Annotated in this window: 17 protein-coding genes, 1 tRNA gene and 1 pseudogene; 12 read left to right on the forward strand and 7 right to left on the reverse strand. The window is 33.5% G+C overall.

The genetic code is table 11. The annotated features are described in order from the left end of the window. The first annotated feature begins 135 nt into the window (after nucleotides 1-135). From der to lpdA, 5 genes and pseudogenes are all read left to right on the forward strand, one after another. Nucleotides 136-1461: a ribosome biogenesis GTPase Der gene (der, locus tag ABWU33_RS07440; protein WP_353280690.1), complete on the forward strand. Its 1326-nt coding sequence runs from the start codon at nucleotides 136-138 to the stop codon at nucleotides 1459-1461. A gap of 108 nt (nucleotides 1462-1569) precedes the next feature. After that, nucleotides 1570-2538, forward strand: coding sequence for a hypothetical protein (locus tag ABWU33_RS07445; protein ID WP_353280691.1), 969 nt, complete (start codon nucleotides 1570-1572; stop codon nucleotides 2536-2538). 214 nt (nucleotides 2539-2752) lie between these two features. Continuing rightward, nucleotides 2753-3701 (forward strand): annotated as a pseudogene (locus tag ABWU33_RS07450) (IS110 family transposase). Nucleotides 3702-4024: 323 nt separating this feature from the next. After that, entirely contained in the window at nucleotides 4025-4504 is a 480-nt protein-coding gene (locus tag ABWU33_RS07455; RefSeq protein ID WP_211907670.1) for a disulfide bond formation protein B, read from the forward strand. 678 nt (nucleotides 4505-5182) lie between these two features. Further along, complete coding sequence (gene lpdA, locus ABWU33_RS07460; protein WP_250120201.1) at nucleotides 5183-6568, forward strand: dihydrolipoyl dehydrogenase; 1386 nt, start codon at nucleotides 5183-5185, stop codon at nucleotides 6566-6568. A gap of 1 nt (nucleotide 6569) precedes the next feature. Here the strand turns inward: lpdA and ABWU33_RS07465 are convergent, their stop codons facing one another. Continuing rightward, nucleotides 6570-6935, reverse strand: coding sequence for a hypothetical protein (locus tag ABWU33_RS07465; RefSeq protein WP_211907668.1), 366 nt, complete (start codon nucleotides 6933-6935; stop codon nucleotides 6570-6572). A 73-nt stretch (nucleotides 6936-7008) separates the two neighbouring features. Here ABWU33_RS07465 and ABWU33_RS07470 point away from each other — a divergent pair, with 73 nt between their 5' ends. Further along, nucleotides 7009-8031, forward strand: a complete 1023-nt coding sequence (locus ABWU33_RS07470; protein WP_211908752.1) for a UDP-N-acetylglucosamine--N-acetylmuramyl-(pentapeptide) pyrophosphoryl-undecaprenol N-acetylglucosamine transferase — start codon at nucleotides 7009-7011, stop codon at nucleotides 8029-8031. Here the strand turns inward: ABWU33_RS07470 and gshB are convergent. Next, entirely contained in the window at nucleotides 8016-8942 is a 927-nt protein-coding gene (gene gshB, locus ABWU33_RS07475; RefSeq protein ID WP_211907667.1) for a glutathione synthase, read from the reverse strand. The genes ABWU33_RS07470 and gshB overlap by 16 nt on opposite strands. 63 nt (nucleotides 8943-9005) lie before the next feature. Between gshB and bcp the strand changes: the two genes are divergently transcribed. Then, nucleotides 9006-9473 (forward strand): thioredoxin-dependent thiol peroxidase, encoded by a 468-nt coding sequence (bcp, locus tag ABWU33_RS07480; protein ID WP_211907666.1) that lies wholly within the window; start codon nucleotides 9006-9008, stop codon nucleotides 9471-9473. 8 nt (nucleotides 9474-9481) lie between these two features. Beyond that, on the forward strand, nucleotides 9482-10561 hold the full coding sequence (gene recF / locus ABWU33_RS07485) for a DNA replication/repair protein RecF (protein WP_211907665.1): 1080 nt from the start codon (nucleotides 9482-9484) through the stop codon (nucleotides 10559-10561). Nucleotides 10562-10576: 15 nt separating this feature from the next. Here the strand turns inward: recF and ABWU33_RS07490 are convergent, their stop codons facing one another. The 3 genes from ABWU33_RS07490 to ABWU33_RS07500 form a co-directional block, all read right to left on the reverse strand. Continuing rightward, complete coding sequence (locus ABWU33_RS07490) at nucleotides 10577-11737, reverse strand: aspartate kinase (protein WP_211907664.1); 1161 nt, start codon at nucleotides 11735-11737, stop codon at nucleotides 10577-10579. 89 nt (nucleotides 11738-11826) lie between these two features. Beyond that, a complete protein-coding gene (locus tag ABWU33_RS07495) occupies nucleotides 11827-13545 on the reverse strand; it encodes a monovalent cation:proton antiporter-2 (CPA2) family protein (protein WP_064085907.1) in 1719 nt (572 codons plus the stop codon). Between the two features lie 5 nt (nucleotides 13546-13550). Beyond that, complete coding sequence (locus tag ABWU33_RS07500; RefSeq protein ID WP_353280692.1) at nucleotides 13551-14123, reverse strand: thioredoxin family protein; 573 nt, start codon at nucleotides 14121-14123, stop codon at nucleotides 13551-13553. A gap of 102 nt (nucleotides 14124-14225) precedes the next feature. On the opposite strand from ABWU33_RS07500, the gene tmk reads away from it, so the two are divergent. Then, nucleotides 14226-14843 (forward strand): dTMP kinase, encoded by a 618-nt coding sequence (gene tmk, locus ABWU33_RS07505; RefSeq protein ID WP_211907662.1) that lies wholly within the window; start codon nucleotides 14226-14228, stop codon nucleotides 14841-14843. A gap of 131 nt (nucleotides 14844-14974) precedes the next feature. Here tmk and ABWU33_RS07510 read toward each other — a convergent pair. After that, nucleotides 14975-15051, reverse strand: a tRNA-Met gene (locus tag ABWU33_RS07510). A gap of 96 nt (nucleotides 15052-15147) precedes the next feature. Here ABWU33_RS07510 and ABWU33_RS07515 point away from each other — a divergent pair. From ABWU33_RS07515 to ABWU33_RS07525, 3 genes are read left to right on the forward strand one after another with little or no spacing between them, the layout of a single operon-like run. Next, nucleotides 15148-17208, forward strand: a complete 2061-nt coding sequence (locus ABWU33_RS07515) for a ComEC/Rec2 family competence protein (protein WP_264337791.1) — start codon at nucleotides 15148-15150, stop codon at nucleotides 17206-17208. An 8-nt stretch (nucleotides 17209-17216) separates the two neighbouring features. Continuing rightward, the gene (locus ABWU33_RS07520; protein ID WP_353280693.1) at nucleotides 17217-19025 is read left to right on the forward strand and encodes a coiled-coil domain-containing protein; all 1809 of its coding nucleotides are present in this window, start codon (nucleotides 17217-17219) and stop codon (nucleotides 19023-19025) included. Further along, a complete protein-coding gene (locus ABWU33_RS07525; RefSeq protein ID WP_410542180.1) occupies nucleotides 19025-19978 on the forward strand; it encodes an RluA family pseudouridine synthase in 954 nt (317 codons plus the stop codon). Before ABWU33_RS07520 ends, ABWU33_RS07525 begins: the two co-directional genes overlap by 1 nt. A gap of 6 nt (nucleotides 19979-19984) precedes the next feature. Here the strand turns inward: ABWU33_RS07525 and ABWU33_RS07530 are convergent, their stop codons facing one another. After that, on the reverse strand, nucleotides 19985-20332 hold the full coding sequence (locus tag ABWU33_RS07530) for a diacylglycerol kinase (RefSeq protein WP_211907660.1): 348 nt from the start codon (nucleotides 20330-20332) through the stop codon (nucleotides 19985-19987). Nucleotides 20333-20544 lie beyond the last annotated feature (212 nt).

A 20544-nucleotide genomic window follows, 5' to 3' on the forward strand; every position in this document is an offset into this window, starting at 1 on the left:
AGTGCCTCCAATTCTACATAATAAACTTAAGATAAAATATCCTAATTTTAGGATAGGTATATAATCTATCAAGTCAATAGTTAAACTAAAAAATTTTGATTATAATTTACTATGTATAAAATACGCTCTTAAACTATGCTGAAAATAGCCATAATAGGCCTTCCAAATGCAGGCAAGTCAACTCTATTTAATAGGCTAGTAAGAAGAAAAGCAGCGGTAGTTAGTGACATTCCAGGAGTAACGAGAGATAGGCGTGAAGGAATTGGAAGAATTAGTGATTTAGAGTTTAAAGTTATAGATACAGGAGGATGGAATGACCAAACCAGTTTTTCACTACAAGTTATTGAACAAATAGAGTTTTCTTTATTAAGCGCAGATGTAATTTTTTTTCTTGTTGATGCAAAAGTGCAAAATGAGCAGAACAAAGAGTTTGCAAAGTGGCTGAAGAGAAAAACGAACAAACCTGTAATACTAATAGCAAACAAATGCGAAAGTCATAAATCGGAAAATGTTGATCATTTGCAGTTCTTCAACTTCATAGGTCCGGTGTACATCTCAGCCGAACATAATCTTGGTATGATTGATCTTTATGATGTATTAGCTGGTGTTATTGAAGATTTTAACAAAAAAACTGAGCTGCCTGAAAGTGAGTCCATTAGACTGAGGATTGCAATCATCGGTCGCCCAAACGTTGGAAAATCAACTTTTTTAAACAGTTTACTTGCAGAAAATAGACTAATAGTAAGCTCAAAACCTGGTACCACGCGTGACTCTGTGGATATTTCATACGACCATAATGGGAAATTAATCACTCTCATCGATACTGCGGGAATCCGCAGAAAGGCAAATGTTGTTGATAACTTAGAATCAAGATTTGTTGAAAAAAGTATAGAGTCAATAAAGCGCTCTCATGTAGTGATTTTAATGCTAGATTCCTTGCTTGGCGTTGAGCAGCAGGATTTATCAATTGCTGAAGCTGCAATTAAAGGGGGGAAGGGAATTATCATCGTTTTAAATAAGTGGGATTTAATAGGTAAGGATGACAGAAGTAAGTTAATAAAATTTGTCAAACAACAGGAAGTGACTCGGTTATTTTTGGAAGTGCCAACTGTAACAATTTCTGCATTGAAAGGTATGCGCTGTGGTGATGTGATAGATAAGTGTCTTGAAGTGAGTGAATCCTTAAACAAGAAGATCAGCACTGCAAAACTGAATAATTGGCTAATAGATGCTGTGGAAAAACATTCTCACCCACTTATAAAAGGTAGAGCAATTAAAATGAAGTATATTGTTCAAATTGGCACCAAACCTCCAGCTTTTTCTTTGGTATGCAACGTCCCGGAAAGTGTTGATGAGAGTTATAAACGTTATTTGACTAATGGTCTTAGAAAAAACTTCTTTGTTGAAGGCGTACCAGTCAGATTACTTTTGAAAAAGAACAAAAATCCCTATGTAAAGTAGGTAATCTTATTTAAGTAATATTTTTAATAAATAAATAATATTACTTAAATAAGTAGTTGATAAATTAATATTATATAGCAAAGTATTAACTTATTTAGTACTTTTGCTATGAATTATAAAGGACAAGATTTAAGGCCTGGATCTCCACATACTTTCACGGTTGATACACCCTTAGTGTTTCAGTGGCTTCCCCGAAAATATGGATATCTAATCCCAGAAAAATACGTGGAGAGATTGAGCGAATGGGCAAAGAGGGAAAGTACACGTGTAGTGAAATTAGTAATAAATGGATCTGGTTTTACTCCTATGCAACGTAAAGAGTTGGAGAATAAAATATCAAACAGAAAATTTAACCCAAACAAAAATATAGAACTTATAGATTTTAATGAGCTGGATTTAGGGGAATATGAGTTTAGCTTTCATTTACAAAAAATGTGGCAAATTGAAAAATCTAAATGTCCTTTATACAAGGTGTCTCAATATTTTAGAGATCTATACTCTATTCCAGAAGATGAAAGATTATCTTTTGGTGTTGAGATAGACAGCATGCGTATATTTATGTTGTTGGCACTGAAGTCTCCTATAATTTATTTTGATTTTGATATCTTACCTACAGAAGACAAGAAAATTGGTGAGATTCATGCTAAACAGGGCTTTCTACTTGCTGAAAATGAAGGAACAGGCCACAGCTACAGCGGTATGATAGATATTGAGAACGCTATCATTGCTGTAAGTGATGCTGGTAGAATAAAGATTACGGAAATTTATAATGAAGTTAAGAGAAGATTTAAAACATATTATCCTATGCTTAGATCAGCACCATCTTATGTTTACACAATTACAGATGTTATAATATGTCACAGTCTTTCTAATGAATACTCATTTGACAAAAAATCAGTTATAGAAGAAATATTCGGCTTCAAAACCAATGGAGGAGAAGTTGATATTCAATATGACAATAGCTGGACGAAAAACAAGGATGAATTGTATACCAAAGAAGAAATTGCAAAAATAGATAGTGATACTAGAGTTGCAACTGATATGAAAGGGCTGATTACTGAACCAATTGTAAGTTGAAAATGTGATATAAAAGAGGATAAGAGGGAAAGATAGCCCTACTCACTATAGGAATAGGACTATCATGGGCGTGTGCGACCGGAAGAATATTGGTACTACAACCGTTTAAATCAAGGTACACTAGCCCATCTCTCGATACGTTTGAATAGTTGCTTGGGACATATATATGCACCCGTTTACAATCTTAAATTAACTAAAACTATCGAGGTTTGTTATGGTTACATCTTATCAAAATTTTATTGGCATTGATATCGGAAAATTTAAAAATGTCGTTGCAATTCACAAACAGAAGAACGCTGTCAAATTTGACAATGATTCTGATGTTTGGCAACAATTATTTCAAAAGTTTTCAGATATTCTACCTAATTCTTTAGTAACTTTGGAAAACACAGGAAAATATGAGCTTGGTTTGTCACATTTTCTTATTGACAAGAATATTGCAGTACATCGAGCTAATACTCGTAAAGTAAAAAGCTTTATCTTGTCTCACGGAACTGTAGCAAAGTCTGATAAATCAGATGCGAGGGCTCTTGCTCAATATGGATTTGAACGCCATAGAACTCTCTCTCTATTTGTACCTACAATCAAAAGAACAATCAACCCTGGTTGCACTTTGTCAACGTCGTGATGACATTACGCAAATGAGAGCTCAGGAAAAGTGTAGACTGGAAGCTCCTGAAAATGACCATATAAAGGAAAGTTGCCAGAAGACCATTGAATTTTTCAATAATCAAATAAACGAACTCAATGACACTATACAAAAAATTATTGATGAAAGCCATGAGCTACAACAACGTCAAAAAATCCTTAAAACAGTTCCTGGAATAGGCAAAAAGTTATCACAAGATTTTTTGTGTTTAATGCCAGAGCTTGGCTACTTAAGTAGAAAAGAAGTAGCAAGTCTTGCCGGAGTAGCACCTCATCCTAGGGAAAGTGGTAAAACTGTTGGTTACCGAAGGATTATAGGAGGTAGAAGTAATGTTCGTTCAAAGCTCTTTACATCTGCCATGTCTGCTGCAAGGTCCAAATCTGCACTTGGCACCTTTTATTCTAAGCTTGTTGAAAGTGGTAAGAAGAAGATGGTAGCTATAACAGCTCTAATGCGTAAAATTATAGTAATTGCTAATGCAAGGCTTAAAGAGGCAATTAATTTGAATGTTTAAAATTTACATAGCAGTAATTGAAATGAATATTGTGCGTCCACACAAACTTAAAGTGCTTATTCACATATTCATTGGCTTAAGCAAGCAATAGCTGTTTGACATAAAATTCTATTCCTATGACGAATGGATTTTTATTACCTACATGATTGGATCAAGTTGCAAAATTACACAATAAAAAATTTTTTAAAAAACATAGTTGATACAACGGCGAACATATGTATAGGGTGTAAAAGTGGTAACATAGTACTTAGTGTTCTATCGTTACATGAAACGTTGTCAAACAAGAGTTGACTCTTCACAGATATTGTAGTAATTCATTAACTATGTCAGATGTAAATAACAGTTCTATAATTTTTCTCTTATCAAGCGCTGTCGCTTTAATTTTTGCATATGTGCTAGACTATTTTTTCAATATGATACCGTGTAAGTTATGTATATACGAGCGAGTAGCTTACTATGTTACAGGTCTACTTGCAGTTGCGTACATGTTCAAAGAAAACAAAATCCTAATCTATGCGATGTTTTGCAGCTATCTCATTGGTGCAATAATATCTTTTTATCATGTAGGTCTTGAACTCCACTTATTTCATGATGTTTTAGGCTGTACAGAGCAAGCAAGTGGTAACGTTAGCATAGAAGAGCTAAGAAATAATCTATTAAACCCTAACTACTCTCCGTCTTGTGACAGACCTCATTATATCTTTGGTGTTTCGTTAGCAACATGGAATCTTATTTATCTTATAGTAGCTCTATTCTTATCAGGTAAAATGTATTGTGGAGAAAGAAATAAGGTACAACAATAATTGGTATAGACGCTGTACTTGTGCGTTACTTGGTGCTGTCCGTAATTTAAAAATTTGGCAAGTCACACCCACTGATTCTTGCACAGCTGTACGAACATTATGGTTCAGCATGTCAGTGCCCTCTTTCTTGTCATCCGAGTAGCTGACACTGGAAGTGTAGCTATCATCCAAATAACCTTTCGTTGTTATTCAAGCAGCCTATTTCTTGTCATCCCAGTGCCCAGATACTGGGATTCAGTTTGTCCATAGTCTCACCAAAAACGTTGTGTTTTAGCATAATTTTGTGCTCAATATGCTTATTTGTAGTAAAGATTTCAGCATCAAGTGCTGGCCTGAAGCTTTAGCTATAAATATTAATAAATTTACTAAGTAAAAAAAGGCAAAAGAATCCCTATATAGCGAGTTTTAATAATGTAAATTGATAATGTGCTAACAAGCGTGTTTTGGCTGAAGTAGAAAAAATTTAAAAAACATGCAGCCGCTATAATTTTTATGTAATCTGCCAATAAATATCTGAGTTTTGTTGTTAAACCCGCGGAGATTAAAAATAAGGATAAATACTCTTATTGGTATAAGAAGAAAAGTGGGAAGATTTGTCAAGCCGCTTCTATGCACCTGAGCATTGATCATACGGGTTCCATCTGTTATATATAATCTTTTTGAATACGAAGAAAGCTGATGAATGAGTATGATATTACAGTTATAGGCAGCGGTCCTGGTGGTTATATAGCAGCAATTAGAGCGGCACAGTTTGGATTTAAAACTGCAATTGTTGAAAAGGAAGAAAATTTGGGTGGTATATGCTTAAATTGGGGGTGTATACCAACAAAATCGCTACTTAGAGCATCTGAAATTTATAGGTTAATAACAAGATCAGAAGAATTTGGCATAAAAGTAAAGGATGCAAGTTTTGATATACAATCAATAGTGAAATACTCAAGAAACGTTGTTGATAAATTGTCAAGCGGTGTTGCATATTTGATGAAAAAAAATAACATCAAAGTTCATCAAGGCTTTGGTAAACTTGCAGGTAATCGTACTGTAAAAATTCTTAATGACAAAAAGGAGGAGGAAATTTCTTCCAATCATATCATTTTAGCAACAGGTGTTAGAGCGCGAAATCTACCTGGAATAGAGGCGGATGGAGATTTAATATGGAATGCGCAGCACGCTATGACTCCAAAGAAGTTACCAAAATCGCTACTAATCATAGGTTCTGGTGCGATAGGAATAGAATTTGCAAGTTTTTATAGTACTTTGGGGGTTGATGTAACAATTATAGAAGTAAAAGACACTATTTTGCCGCTGGAAGATAAAGACATTTCAAATTTAGTACAAGAGATATTTACAAAACAAGGAATAAAAATATATACGAGCAATAGTGTAAAAACTTTCACTAAAAATAAAGACTCTGTTCAAGTGCAGCTAAGTAGTGGTGATAATAAAGAATTCGATAGAGTAATTGTTGCAGTTGGCGTTCAAGCAAACACTGAAAATATAGGTTTAGAAAATACAAAAATTAAGTTGAGTCCTTCTGGTTTCATTGAAACGAATGAGTGGTATGAAACAAGTGAATCAAGTGTGTATGCAATAGGTGATGTAGCTGGTCCCCCATGTTTAGCGCATAAAGCAAGTCATGAAGCTGTAATCTGTGTTGAGAAAATTGCTGGTAAAAATGCTCATAAGTTAAAAAAAGAGTGCATACCAAATTGCACTTACTCTCATCAGCAAGTAGCAAGCGTTGGCCTTACTGAGGAACAGGCAATAAAAAGTGGATACGATATAAAAGTAGGAAAATTTCACTCCAACTTTAATGGTAAATCTATTGCACTAAGTGAAACTGAAGGTTTAGTGAAAACAATTATAGACAAAAAAACAGGCGAACTTCTTGGAGCTCACATGATAGGAGCGGAAGTAACAGAGTTAATTAGCAATTTCGCTCTTGCAAAGCAACTAGAGGGAACAGACTGCGACATAAAATCTACGATTTTTCCTCATCCAACTATTTCGGAAATTATACACGAATCAGTACTTGCTGCAGATGATGAATCGTTAAATAGTTAAGCTAACGATTCATTGTTTTAGAGCTACAATTATCCTGATTAGGCGATTCAATTCTAATAGATTGATTACCAATATCAGATTTTTCTAACTTTTCTTTTAACCCTTCAGCTGCTTCTTTCACTTCAAGCTTTTTTTCCTGATTAAGATCCTCTGGGCTTTTTCTTTTACTGTCTAAACCTTGTTGTCTATCAATATTTTTATTGAGTTGTTCTTGCTGAGGTAGATCAACAACTGAGTTAAAAAGAGCTTTTGTTATGCTTTTTAATAATCCTATAAAACCTCCGCTTCCGCCTTCTCTTTGCTCTTGAGGCTTGTTTTTCACGTTTTTGCTGTTGCTACTTTCAGGCATTTTTAACTCAACTATCATAAAGCTTAATAAAATTTTACATGCAGATTATTAAAAAATGATTAATAATCTATTATCAAATTGCTATTTACAGATGGATATTATTCTAGCAACAGGCGGTACAGGTGGGCATGTTTTTCCAGCTATAACCTTAGCAAAAGCACTAAAGGTACAAGGGCACAATTGTATATTATTCACTGATCAAAAAACCATCAATATAGAAAGTTATATTTTACCATTGTGCAAGCCAAGTGGCAACAAATTGAAGTTTCTCTTTTTGTTAATGTATAGTTGTGTATTAGCACTGTATCAAACAAGAAAATTAAAACCAAAGCTGATCATTGGTTTTGGTAGCTACGCTTCTTTTCCAACTCTTTTTGCAGCAAAGATTTTTTCTATACCTATAATTTTACATGAACAAAATATAGTTTTAGGGAGAGTAAATAGATTCTTTTTCAAGAGTGCAAAATTAATTGCAACTAGCTTTCCAGAGACTAAGTATGCAGAAGGTAGTAAATGCGTTTTTACAGGAAATTTTGTCGATATAGAAGCACAAGGCTATTCTAGAGCTGAAACAGTTTTAAACGTGTTAATAATAGCAGGCAGTCAGGGTGCAAATTTTTTTGATGATGTAGTGAGCAGCGTAATTTGTGATCTACCTGTTGAAGTAAAAGAGAGGATTAGAGTAACGCAGCAATGTACGAAGAAAAATATAAACAAGGTCAAGAGTCTATACAAAAGTGAAGGAATTGATTGTGAGTTAAGTGAGTTTCTCGATGATATGGAAAATAAACTGGCCAATGCTCATTTGGTAATTAGCAGAGCGGGGGCAACTTCAATAGCAGAGATTACTCTTGCTGAGCGTCCTGCTGTATATATTCCTTATCCTCACTCAAAAGATAACCATCAATTTTATAATGCAAAACATATTGAAGATTCGGGAGCAGCTGTAATGGTTGAGCAAAATAGTAACGCGAAAAAGAATCTAGGAGAGTTGCTAGTTGATTTATTGCAAAATTGTCAAAAATTGCTTGATATGGCTAATAATACTAAGAAAACAAGAATAAGGAATGGAGTTACTGAATTTATTAAGGCAATAGCTCAAGAACTTAGTTGACGAATTGCTTTTTCTTCAAATGCATCCCATAGTTCTTTTTCTAGTGATTTACTATACAACTTATTGATATAAACTACTCCCGTAGGCGAAGTTGTGTTAATTTCAAGAAGGAAGTCATCTATAATATCAATGCCAACGAATATTAGCCCTCTTTTCTTTAGCTCAGGACCAATTTTATTACATATTTCGTTGTCTCTATCATTCATTTGGACAGGCTCAAAACTTGCTCCGAGTCTCAAATTTGTTCTGATTTCTCCGCTAGACTTTGGAACTCGCTTCATTACTCCTATTGGCTTTCCATCCAGTAGCAGTATTCTTTTATCTGTATTTATCTTTTTACAAAACGCTTGTGCAATTACAGGACATTCATATTTTGCAATCATGAGATCAACTACCACTTGAATGCTATTTTGGTCTTGTATTCTTATTACGTCATTTCCTCCATAGCTATATAGTGGTTTCAAGATGATATCTTGATAGTCGTGACAAAAATTTCTAATCATCGATATATTTTCAGTGATCAAAGTTGGAGGAATTAGCTCTGGAAACAGTGAAGTAATTAATTTTTCAGGGCAGTTTCTTATTTCTGTTGGATTATTTATTACTAACGCAGTAGTCTTTTCTAAGATATAGGTTGTTGTAATGTACCGCATATCAAATGGTGGATTCTGTCTGATAAATATGATATCCATTTCATTTAGGTTGATTACTACATCCTCTTTTGAAATGAAGCTACAATCATCAACGCTGACTTTCTGAGCAAGGGCAATTGGCTGATTTAACTTGAGTGCTAAATTATTAGGTACATAAACAAAAATTTCGTACCTTCTTCTTTGCGCTTCTTTTATTAATGAAAATGTAGTATCAGCTTCAAAATTTATACTTTCATCCATCTGAAAAGCTACTTTCATTTATCCTCCCTTCCTATTACAATATAATATAGTACCATAAAAGTGTTAATAATGGAGCAAAGTATGGAATTAACAATAGGAAATAATGCACCTGATTTTAGCTTGCCAACAGATTCTGGTGAGATTTTATCACTGAGTGAATTTTTTGATAAAAAAAATGTAGTTCTTTATTTTTATCCTAAAGACGATACTCCGGGCTGCACAATGGAGGCAAAAGGCTTTAGAGACAATATAGAAAATTTTTCTTCTCTTGACACAGTGATAATTGGTGTATCAAAAGATAGCGTTAAGTGCCACGCTAACTTCAAAGCAAAATATTCTCTGCCATTTTCTTTAGTTTCTGATGAAAATGCTGAAATGTTGGAAAAGTATGGTGTTTGGGTAGAGAAAAGTATGTTTAGCAAAAAGTATATGGGAGTAGAGCGTACTACTTTTTTAATAGATAAAAAAGGTAAAGTAGTGAAGATTTGGAAAAATGTAAAAGTGAGTGGACATGTTGATGAGGTTTTAGAGGAAGTAAGCAGAATATAAATTAAAGAATGGCTACCCATTGCTATATAAAAAAATTGAAATTACATAATTTCCGTAGTCATTCAAATTTCGAACTGGATTTAGACGATAGATCGGTTGTAATAACTGGTCAAAATGGTGTTGGTAAAACTAATATACTTGAAGCAATCTCATTGCTTGCTAAAAGTAATGGCATGAAAAAAGTAAAAATTAGTGAGATGCAAAATAGACTCAGTAATGAAGATTGGGCAGTGCATTATGACTTTTTTAATGGAACATACTTTAACTCAATTGGTATAGGAAAGAATCTTAATAATAAACTAATACAAATTGATGGAAAAACACAATCAAGTTATTCATCTCTGTATAGAATATCCAATGTAATATGGCTCATTCCACAAATGGACTATATTCTTCTTAATTCTCCGAGTGACAGATTAAAATTTTTAGACCGTATCGTCTCACTGTTTGAAGAAAATTACACTTATTGCTATATGAAATACAGGAAAGCTAAACATGAGCGAAGTAAACTGCTTAGAGAGAATATTTTAGACGAAAATTGGCTCTCTAGCCTTGAAAACGTCATGGCTACCAATGCAGTTGATATTTTACGTATGCGTTTGTCTGTTTTAAAAATACTACAGGGCACAATTGATAACCATTCTTGTGAGTTTTTTCCAAAGGCAAGTTTGAAATTTAGCAGTCAGCTAACTTTGAACGATACTGCAGAATATTTTCAGAATCGTCTAAAGGAAAATAGAGAAAAAGACTCATTAACTGGTAGAGTAACCTTTTCTGTACATAATGATAATTTTCGGGTTTTTTGCCAAAAAGGGGACATGCCAATAAATCTTTGTTCTACTGGAGAGCAAAAGCTATTACTGCTTTCTATCATCTTATCTAGTGTAAAAGCAAGGTGTATTCATTACAATAAAGCACCTCTTCTTCTGCTTGACGATATAATGTCTCATCTGGATAAAGATTACAGAAAGGTGTTAATTGAGGAGGTGTTAAGCATTCAATGTCAAACTTGGATAACCGATGTAAATCAAGATAATTTCAATAACTATCTTTGCTCTTTCAAGTTTTTTGAATTATCAAGTAAATAAATTTCAAGCGTGCTGTCATACATCAAGCTCATATTCGGTATGTAAATCTCTAATTAAAGCCTCAGCGTGTTTTTTTTGAACAACTATACTGATCTTGATTTCGGACATTGTGACAGCAAGTATTTCTATCTTTTTTTCGCTTAAAACCTTGAGTGTGCGGTACATCACTTCAGTGTTAGACATAACACCAATACCAATTATTGAAATTTTAGCTATATTATTGTTTACGACATAATTTTCATTTTTGTTCAATAACTTTGTCATTAAATCAACATCAAATTTAGAAATCAAAAAGCTTGACCCATGTATCATGTCAACTTTAACGTTTGCTCCTGCTATATCTCTTAAAGTATCCAGAGTATTTGCAAAGTTAGTAAAAGTTACAAGAGCTTCGTGAGTGCTATAAGTTATTCCAGTAATTAAGTATCTTTCCAGTACATCTTTTTCGTGTAGTACTGTAGTGCCTTCTACTTCCTCAAAAGTGGATAACACTTGCACCTTAATATTATGCTTCATTGCAAGTTGTACTGAACGATTATGCAATATTTTAGCACCAGATGACGACATCTCCAATATTTCATTGTAAGAGATAGATTTAAGCTTGCGTGCCCTTGGAACAATTTTTGGGTCTGCTGTATATATTCCGTCAATATCAGTAAAAATTTCACAAGTCCTAATACCAAAGACTACAGCAAAGGCAATTGCTGAGATGTCAGATCCTCCTCTACCAAAAGTAGTGATTCTATCATCGTATATACCCTGAAAACCAGCAATGATTGCAGCAGTATAACCCTCAGCAAAAGATCTTTTTACATGGTCAATTTTTATCTTTTTTATTTTAGACTCAGAATAAAAATTATCCGTTAGAATTGGTAACTGCCAGGCGAGCCATGATTTAGCATTAACTCCAACAGACAGAAGAGTGATAGCTAATAACCCGCAAGAGACTTGTTCTCCTGCTGAAAGCAGGACATCATACTCTGATAACTCTTGTCTACAATTTAAATTTGAAATTTGCCTGGCTTGAAAAGCCATTTGGTCAGTGAATCCTGCAGCAGCGGATACAACAGCAATTACATTATAACCTTTTTCAATATCGTTTTTTATTAGATTTGCAACTCGATTTAAGTCAGTTAGCGAAGTACCACCAAATTTTTTTATTATTATTTTGTTCATAGTTACAATAAGGTCAATTTCACCTTTCTAGAGAGTATAGTTGCTTAATTAAATGTGTTTTTCTGGTCACTAATTAAAGTGATAGAGGATTATTCATCTTTATCACTACCAAGGTCTTTTAACATACTGTAGTTGCCTTTTCTAAATTTACCTTTTAAAGATGTAACTCCGCTCTCGCTAATACCACTTAAACTTAATGCTGCTCCACCTAGCTGCAATCCAATTTCAGACGTTTCGGGAATAACTTTACTAGCCCCTAGATCTTTATAAACCTCCACATTATTCAAATCTGGTAAACGTATTATAATATTTACATGCGGGAAGTTTGTTGCAACTAGAGAAACTATTTTCTTTATAGTGACTTCGTTCTTTATTGAAACCACAAGAGCTTGAGCTCTTTCTATTCCTACTGATTTTAAAATTTCATATCTTGTAGCATCTCCAAGATATATAGGGAAACTGTCATTTTTTCCTTCTTTCACTATTTTTGATTGAATATCTACAACAACATAACTTAAATGCTCCGCAGTAAGCATTTTCGTTACCATATATCCCACTCTACCAAACCCGGCAACTATTACGTGGTTATAAAGATCTTGTGTGTCTGTTTCGATTGCTTCATCGTCTAGTATTATTTTTTCAGTGCTAAATGAATTTGCTATCCAGTCTCCAATTCCCGATAAAAGAGGAGTAAAAGCCATAGTTACTGTAGTTACCATCATAAGCACTTGAGCGATTTCACTTGATAGTACATCTAATTCATCTGCTAAACGGAATAAAATAAATGCAAATTCACCGCCTTGTGCAAGCAGTAATCCAGCTTGTATTGCAGGTGCACTTCTAAATCCAAAAAATCTACACAATGTATATATAATGGAAGTCTTTAAAACGATAAGGATAATTGATAATAAAGTAACGAGTGGTAACTTATTGAGTAAAAGGTCAATATCAATAGACATGCCAACAGTCATAAAGAATAAACCAAGAAATAAGTCTTTAAATGGCAATACTGCATGTTCTACCGAATTCCTGTGTTCTGTTTCTGCAACTAGTAACCCAGCAACAAATGCGCCTAATGCCATTGATAAATGAAATTGTTCAGTAATAAATGCTGATCCTAATATTATCAGAAGTGTTGTTGATATAAAGATTTCATTACTCTCCATTTTGGCAATAACCGAAAACAATGGCCTCAGTAATAACCTACCAGTTACAAATATCAACACCAATGCAATAGCTGCTTGCACTAATGAGCCTGCCAACGAGCTTATTAAGCTGTGTTCAGAATTGCCAGTAAGCAGGGGCACTAGTACTATTAGAGGTACCACTGCAAAGTCCTGCATTAGTAGCACTGCTATTGACAATCTACCAACTTGGCTTGCTTGAGAACCCTTTTCTTGCAGAACCTGCAACACTATTGCTGTTGAGGATAGTGCAAGTCCACCACCGATAACTGCTGCCATGTTTGTATTTACTCCAAAGGCAAGAGCAATGCACCATATTGCTATCATGGTAACTATAACTTGAAGGGAACCAAACCCAAACACATGCCTACGCATAGCGATAAGGCGTTCAAATGTCAATTCAAGACCTATAATGAACAATAGGAAAACTACGCCAAACTCTGCAAAGTTATCCATTACTTCAACTGAATGTATCAGATTAAATCCATGAGAACCAATCAATGCACCTGCAACAAAGTAACCAAGTACTGGGCTAATATTCATTTTCCAAAACGCTATGACTATAAACACAGCAGCAGAGAGTAAAATTATAATATCAAACAAATGCTGAGAGCCGCTGTGCATAATATTTAACCTGTAGAATTAGACCATTTTATTGAACAACCAATGCTTGATTTTTGGTCAACTGGAGGATTGCTAGTTTCTGCAATAAATTTCATGGCTTGAAATAAATCACTACTTCCTACTTCGTAATTTTGAACTTTCTCTTTTTTTGTGTTGTTAAAACACCCGCGATAGCAGAGGGCTAGTTTGGAATTAAAGCCAAAAAAATCAGGGGTACAAACAGCACCATACTCTTTAGCTACTTCTTGGTTATTGTCAATCAAATATGGAAATGTAAACTTATTTTCCTTCGCAAAATTAATCATGTTTTCAAAGGAGTCTTCTGGGTACTCATTTACATCATTTGGCATGATTGCAACGGTGTTTACCTGATAATCTTTTTTCAACAAATTAACATCGCTTACTAGATTGCTAATAATTGATTGAACGTAAGGACAGTGATTGCATATAAACATTACAATGAGACCATTTTCCCCATAGCAGTCACTTAATGTATAATATTTGTTATCCACTCCCAGGAGATTAAAATTCTTTGCATTAAAGTCTAAATCTATCTTAGGAGTGTCTAGCGTAACCATAGCTCATAGAGAATTGTATACCATAATTTATGATCTTATTGCTTAAATGTCAAATGGTTTCTATGTACACTGTTTGCATTTAGCATTGTAATTATAAAATTTATGTTCATAACCTTCGAAGGAATAGATGGTTCTGGTAAAACAACACAGTCTGAGTTACTTGCAAATTATTTCAAGCAAATTCACGGTGAAAATAATGTCGTATTGACTAGAGAACCAGGTGGTACTGATTTTGCAGAAAAAATAAGAGGATTACTACTTAAGGATAATATTGATCCTATTTCTGAACTCTTGCTGCTTATCTCGATGAGGCACGAACATATGAAAAAATTAATATTGCCAGCTCTTAAAGAGGGAAAGACAGTTATTTGTGATCGATTTATCGATTCAACTATTGCGTATCAAGGGTATGGACTAGGTGTTGACTTGAGTCTAATAAGAGACTTACACAAATTAGTGGAAATTAAATATCCAGATATCACATTTATTTTAGATATTGATGTTCAAGTTGGACTCAGCAGAGCAAAGGATAAAAATAAGTATGAAGAAATGAGCATTGATTCCTATCATAAAATTCGAAAAGGATTTCAAGAAATAGCTGTAAAAGAATCTAATAGATGTAATGTTATTACTGTAATTGCAGATAAAGACAACAATAAAGCGTATAGTGAAATTATTGATGTAATAAGAAAAAAGAAAAAAGGCATGCAGCCGCTATAATTTTGTCAATAAATACCCTGAGTTTTTTACTGAATGTTACGATTGAGCCTACAGGTCAAAAACAAGCTTTGAGTTAGAAATACCATTGCTATTATAATAAGAGAAATCGCAATGTTTGTACAATTGAAAGATGGTTGCGGGAGTAGGATTTGAACCTACGACCTTCAGGTTATGAGCCTGACGAGCTACCGAGCTGCTCCATCCCGCGTCGTTGCTTATTTATTATTATATGCGTAATAATAATAAATAAAAGAATAAAATCACACTATTACATATATTTATATATCTATTAACCTTTCTTAACATGATAGTAAATTATATACATAACAATCTGTGCAATGAAAAATATAACTTGATATTGTGGTTCCCGGTTTTTCAGTGTGCAGGAATTTTAACCTATTTCTCATTAAATTTTGAACCAAGCTGTGCTTTCACTATATCTATTTTTCTCTTGCTTTCACCTATACTAATTCTGATTGCAATATTATACAGGAAATACGCAATATTATGCATTTCTTTAATTGCAGTGCTCATAGGATTTACAGCCAGCAAATTCAGAACAGATTCAGTTAATACTCACATTCTTGATAAGGAAAGGTATGTGAAAGATATTGTTGCTACAGTGAAGGATATTAATAACAAGGGCTCGTATGAGCAATTTTTGCTTTATGAAATAAAAAACACGAAGTTCAAGCTGGATAACATCAGAATATCAGTTAGAACCAAAGCGGAAGAAGGCATTAAAATAGGGGATCAAGTAAAATTATCAGCAAAACTCTTTCCTCCAAAAATTGCGCCTTCGGAATATGCATATGATTTTGCAAGAATAGCATATTATCAGAAAATAAGTGCAACAGGCTTTGCAACAAGCAAAATAGTCCTGTACAAAAAGGCTGAAGCAAGAAAATTTCAAGAGTATATAGAATCTTTCCGTCAATATATCTATGAAAACCTACAGCAAAATACCAAAAAGCCACACGCGGACATAATCTCTGCATTATTAATTGGCAAAAAAGACGGGATAGATCAAAAAACTATGAATGCGATACGAGATTCAGGTATAGCACATTTATTCGCTATATCTGGTTTACATTTATCGTTTGTTGCTGGTCTATTTTTTATAGTATTCCGTAATTTATTTGCAATATCTGAAACTTTGACTCTTAAATATAACACTAAAAAAATATCTGCATTCTTTACTATCTTGCCAACTACCTTTTATTTGTTGATTACCGGTATGCAAATTTCTGCTCAGCGTGCCTACATCATGGTGATCTTGGTACTTGTTGCAATAATCATAGAAAGGAAATATCGAGGATTAATAGCAATTGCGTTTGCTGCTTCGGTGATACTCATAGTGGAGCCAGAAGCAATCTTAAAGCCAGGTTTTCAAATGTCATTTTCTGCTGTTTTGGCACTAGTTGCCAGCTATCAGATCAATGCTAATAAGTTATTCAAAATAAAAATAATAAAATATTTTGTGTCGATAATGATCAGCTCAATAATAGCAAGTTTAGCAACTGTTCCGTACACAATATACAATTTTAACTATTTTTCAATCAGTGGCATTATCACAAATTTGATTGCTATACCAATAGTTACACTCATTATTATTCCACTTGGAATAATCTATGTTTTATTGATTCCTTTAGGTACTCAGTGGATTATAACGCCTCTCATGGAAAGCCCAATTGACAGCGTTTTATATATAACAAACGCAATTGCCAGTCTTCAGTATTTGGTTATTCCTATTCGCACTTTTCCTGCCTCATTAATTATTATAATAACGCTTGGGCTATTATGGTTATGCTTGTGGGAAAGGAATTGGCGTTTCTTTGGAATTTTCTTTATTGTGCTAGGTATTTTCTCTAGGGCTATGTATACAACTCCTGATATTCTAGTCAGTGCTGATAATCTTGCTGTAAAAGAAGATGACAATTTACTATATTCCCTTACTAGAAAAAACAGAAATTTTGTTGTCAAAACGTGGGCAAAGCAAAACGGGCAGAATCAAATTGTGAATCATACTAAATTCAGTAATTCAAACAAAAGGCTAAAATGTAATGATTATGACTGCATATATAATAAAGGAAATAATAAGTCAGTGTTGCTAGCTCACAAAAGAGAAGATATTTTAGAAAATTGTAACAATGTCGATCTAGTAATTCAGTTAAGCAAGTTTAACTATCCAGCTTGCAATACTAAAATCATCAAATATGCTGACTTAGAGGCATATGGCACACACTCTGTTTGGCTAACAGATAGTGGTATAAAGTTAGTAAAGTGCGTTCTAATCGTCCTTGGCATAAGCCAAAAACTTGTTTTTAAAGTATCATTTATATATAATTACTTAATTAGGATGTAAGGAAATTTATGCCTTTAGATACAACAAATCCTTTCAATGTTAAAGTAGATCATAATTTTGCCAAAATAGATGATGCTATTGGTTTTTTTCCTAGGTTATGGCGTGCAACAAAGAAATATTCTGTAAGTAACACTTTACCTATAGCAGCTGTAAATACTTGGCTTCAATTTTCTTTGGCTTATGTAGCTGCAATAATAATAACTAGTAATAATTTAAGCTTTATTACAGATATTTTTAACCCAACATTCATGCCAATTTACACTTTGGTTTCTGTTATTCTTTTAACAACTTTTGTAGCCTCTTCTGCTATGAGATATATGCATAAGCAGAAGATAAAAGAAGGAAAAAAGCCGATAGAGGAATTAATAAATGATAAAATTAGAGGTGGCAAAGACAACGAGATAAGTGAAATCGCTGAAAATGCTCTGAAAATAGAGATAAAACCAAATTTAAGTTTTATAAGTCACAAAAAAGCAAGCTTTTCAATAATTTTGCCAATCTCTGAAAATCAAAAAAAAATATTAGATGATCAAAGACAAGAGAATAAGAATAAGGACATTTTTCTTGCCATACCATATGTAGTTAGTGCTGCAATCATAGTTGGTGCGTTAATACAAAATAGATTTAGCTTTGCCAATGTTCAGGATTTGGAATGGGCCATAGTTGCACTGGCTAGTATCATTGCTATTGTTGGGATATGTATAACATTCAGCAAGCTAAAAAACAATGAGATAAACAATAATCATAATATTGTTAAAAAGTTTAATAATTTGGATATTCTCTTTCCATTCAGAAGAGGTGGGGTTGTATCAGTAATGGAAAAAAAGACAAAAGATGAGGAAGTAAATGATTCTACATCTCGATTGATAAAATTACTTGATAAGCACTTGACTGATTTTACAGATAAAATTGTTGACTCACTTGATAAGCAGTTAGATGAAGTTAAAGGTCTACTCGATAATAAGCTTCTAAAGCCTGCAAATGATGAAATTAAAGAAACACTTGTTCATCTACGAAGAGTCAGAGAAGACATCAAAGAAGATTTGGATGAGTTGCACAAGGAAATCTCGCCCATTTTAAGTGAAGCTAAAGGGCTGGTAAAAAGAGCAAGTTCACTAAACATTGAAAGTATTTTTTCTAGTTTAGATAATGCTATTAAAATCGCTGAAGATAAGGTTGAGCGATTTGAACCAAGCAGATTTGTTGGCTTTTTTAAATCTGGGGAAAGCACAGTTAGTGATGATCCTTTGTTTATAGATATGTTGGAAAAGCAAAAAGAAGAGGCGGAAAAGATAAGGAAGAAATTAGAGGAAGAGCTAAAAAAAGTAAAAGATGAACTAGAAGAATTAAAGAATAAACAAACTCAATCAACCGAACCTAATAGCAGTGAAGGCAGTATTACTGCTACTTCTCTTGAAAAACAGCGAGATGAAGAGAAAAAAGCAATAGAAAAACATAGATTATTAAAATCAAAAAAAAGGATGAAAGAGCTGGAGCAAGAAAATGCAAAATTGGAAAAAGAATTATCTGAACAAGAAAAAATGGATGAATGGAGAAAAAAAGTTAACGGTAAAGCAAGTGGCTTTCTATATTATTTATTAGAGTCTATTAAGCTAGAAGAAAAAGATAAAAAAGAAGAAAAGAGGGAGTTAACGCTACGGGATTTTGATAATAAAATAGTAATTTACTGGAAAGATGGCTCTCAAACAATTTGCCATATTAAAAAACAAGACGGCCTTCAAATTCAACCTAGTACAAAAGTTGATTTTGTGAATCCAGATGTTCATGCAGCATTCAAAGTAGCTTGCGCAGGGTAGTGACCATAGATATAACCTTAAATGTTAATAGTGACGAAAAAAAATTAAGGCTAGATACTTACATAGCTAAAAAGTGTAACATATCACGCAGTAAAGCACAAAGATTGATACAAGATGAGCGGGTAACATTACTTGGCACGCCAATAATTAATAATGACCACATAGTAAAACCAGGTGAAGAGTATATAGTACATCTCGTTCAACCTGACATATCCACATCAATTGAACCTAACTATAATATAAAGCTTGATATCATCTACGAAGATGGGGACATTATAGTTCTGAGTAAACAAAGTAGATTAACAGTACACCCAGGTGCTGGAACAAACAATGATACACTCCTGAATGCAGTGATCGCTCACCTTGGCAAAATTCCATATACAAATACAAGACCAGGAATTGTTCACAGGCTTGATAAAGATACTAGTGGACTCATGGTAATTGCAAAAAATGAACAATCCCACAGCTTCTTGTCTGAACTGCTATCAAATCGTAAAATAAAACGGGAATACTTAGCAGTAATTTGGGGAGCATTACCTAATCTGCAAGGAACAGTAAAAACCCATATTGCTCCAAAACGCAGTAATAAAGAAATGATGTGTGTCACAAAAACAGCAGGTAAATTAGCAATCACTCATTATTCAGTGAAGAAAATTATAGGGCAAGCAAGCCTGGTTAAATGTACTTTAGAGACAGGCAGAACACACCAAATTCGAGTACACATGAGCCACATAGGACATTCTGTAGTTGGTGATCAAGTTTACGGAAAAAATAGTAGTAAAAGTGAAAAACATGCTAAAAACTCTGACTTTATCCGTAATTTCAATAGACAGGCACTACATGCTCACACGCTAGGCTTATATCATCCAAAAAGTAAAGAATATATAGAATTTGTTTCTGATTTACCACAAGACATGCAAGTCTTAATCGGTGAACTTGAAAATATATCTTAACAACATTCATATCAATATTATCATCCATGTTATCAAGAAGTTAATTAATGAGAGAAAAACTGCTGCACTACCTAGATCTTTCACTTTTTTTGAAAGTATATGTTGTTCACTTAAAATACGCTCAATTGTTGTTTCAAAAGCAGTGTTAATAATTTCTACAATTAACACCAAAAATAGGCTACTTACCATTACTGCACGTTCTAAATTACTTACATCTAAAACAAACAAAGTTGAAACACATACTATAAAAAGTAGTAACTCCTGTCTGAACGCAATTTCTGATATAAAAGCTGATTTTATTCCTTCACAGGAGTATTGAATTGCTTTTATTAGACGAGTAATGCTTTTCTTCATTATCAATTTTGGAAACTCAATGAATTACACTTATTGCACTCAGGTAAAAAATGCATGAAAACACCTTTCAGTCGTGATCACTTACAAAGATTTTTAAGTTAAAGTCTAGCATATTGTTTGAATCAAGAAAATTAGTACAAAGCCTTTCAACAAACGCTCAAGGCAGTTATATATTGATACTGACACAAAAATCCTTTAATTAAATTTCTCTC

The organism is Wolbachia endosymbiont (group B) of Cyclophora punctaria (genome assembly GCF_964028235.1).
Taxonomy (GTDB): Bacteria; Pseudomonadota; Alphaproteobacteria; order Rickettsiales; family Anaplasmataceae; genus Wolbachia.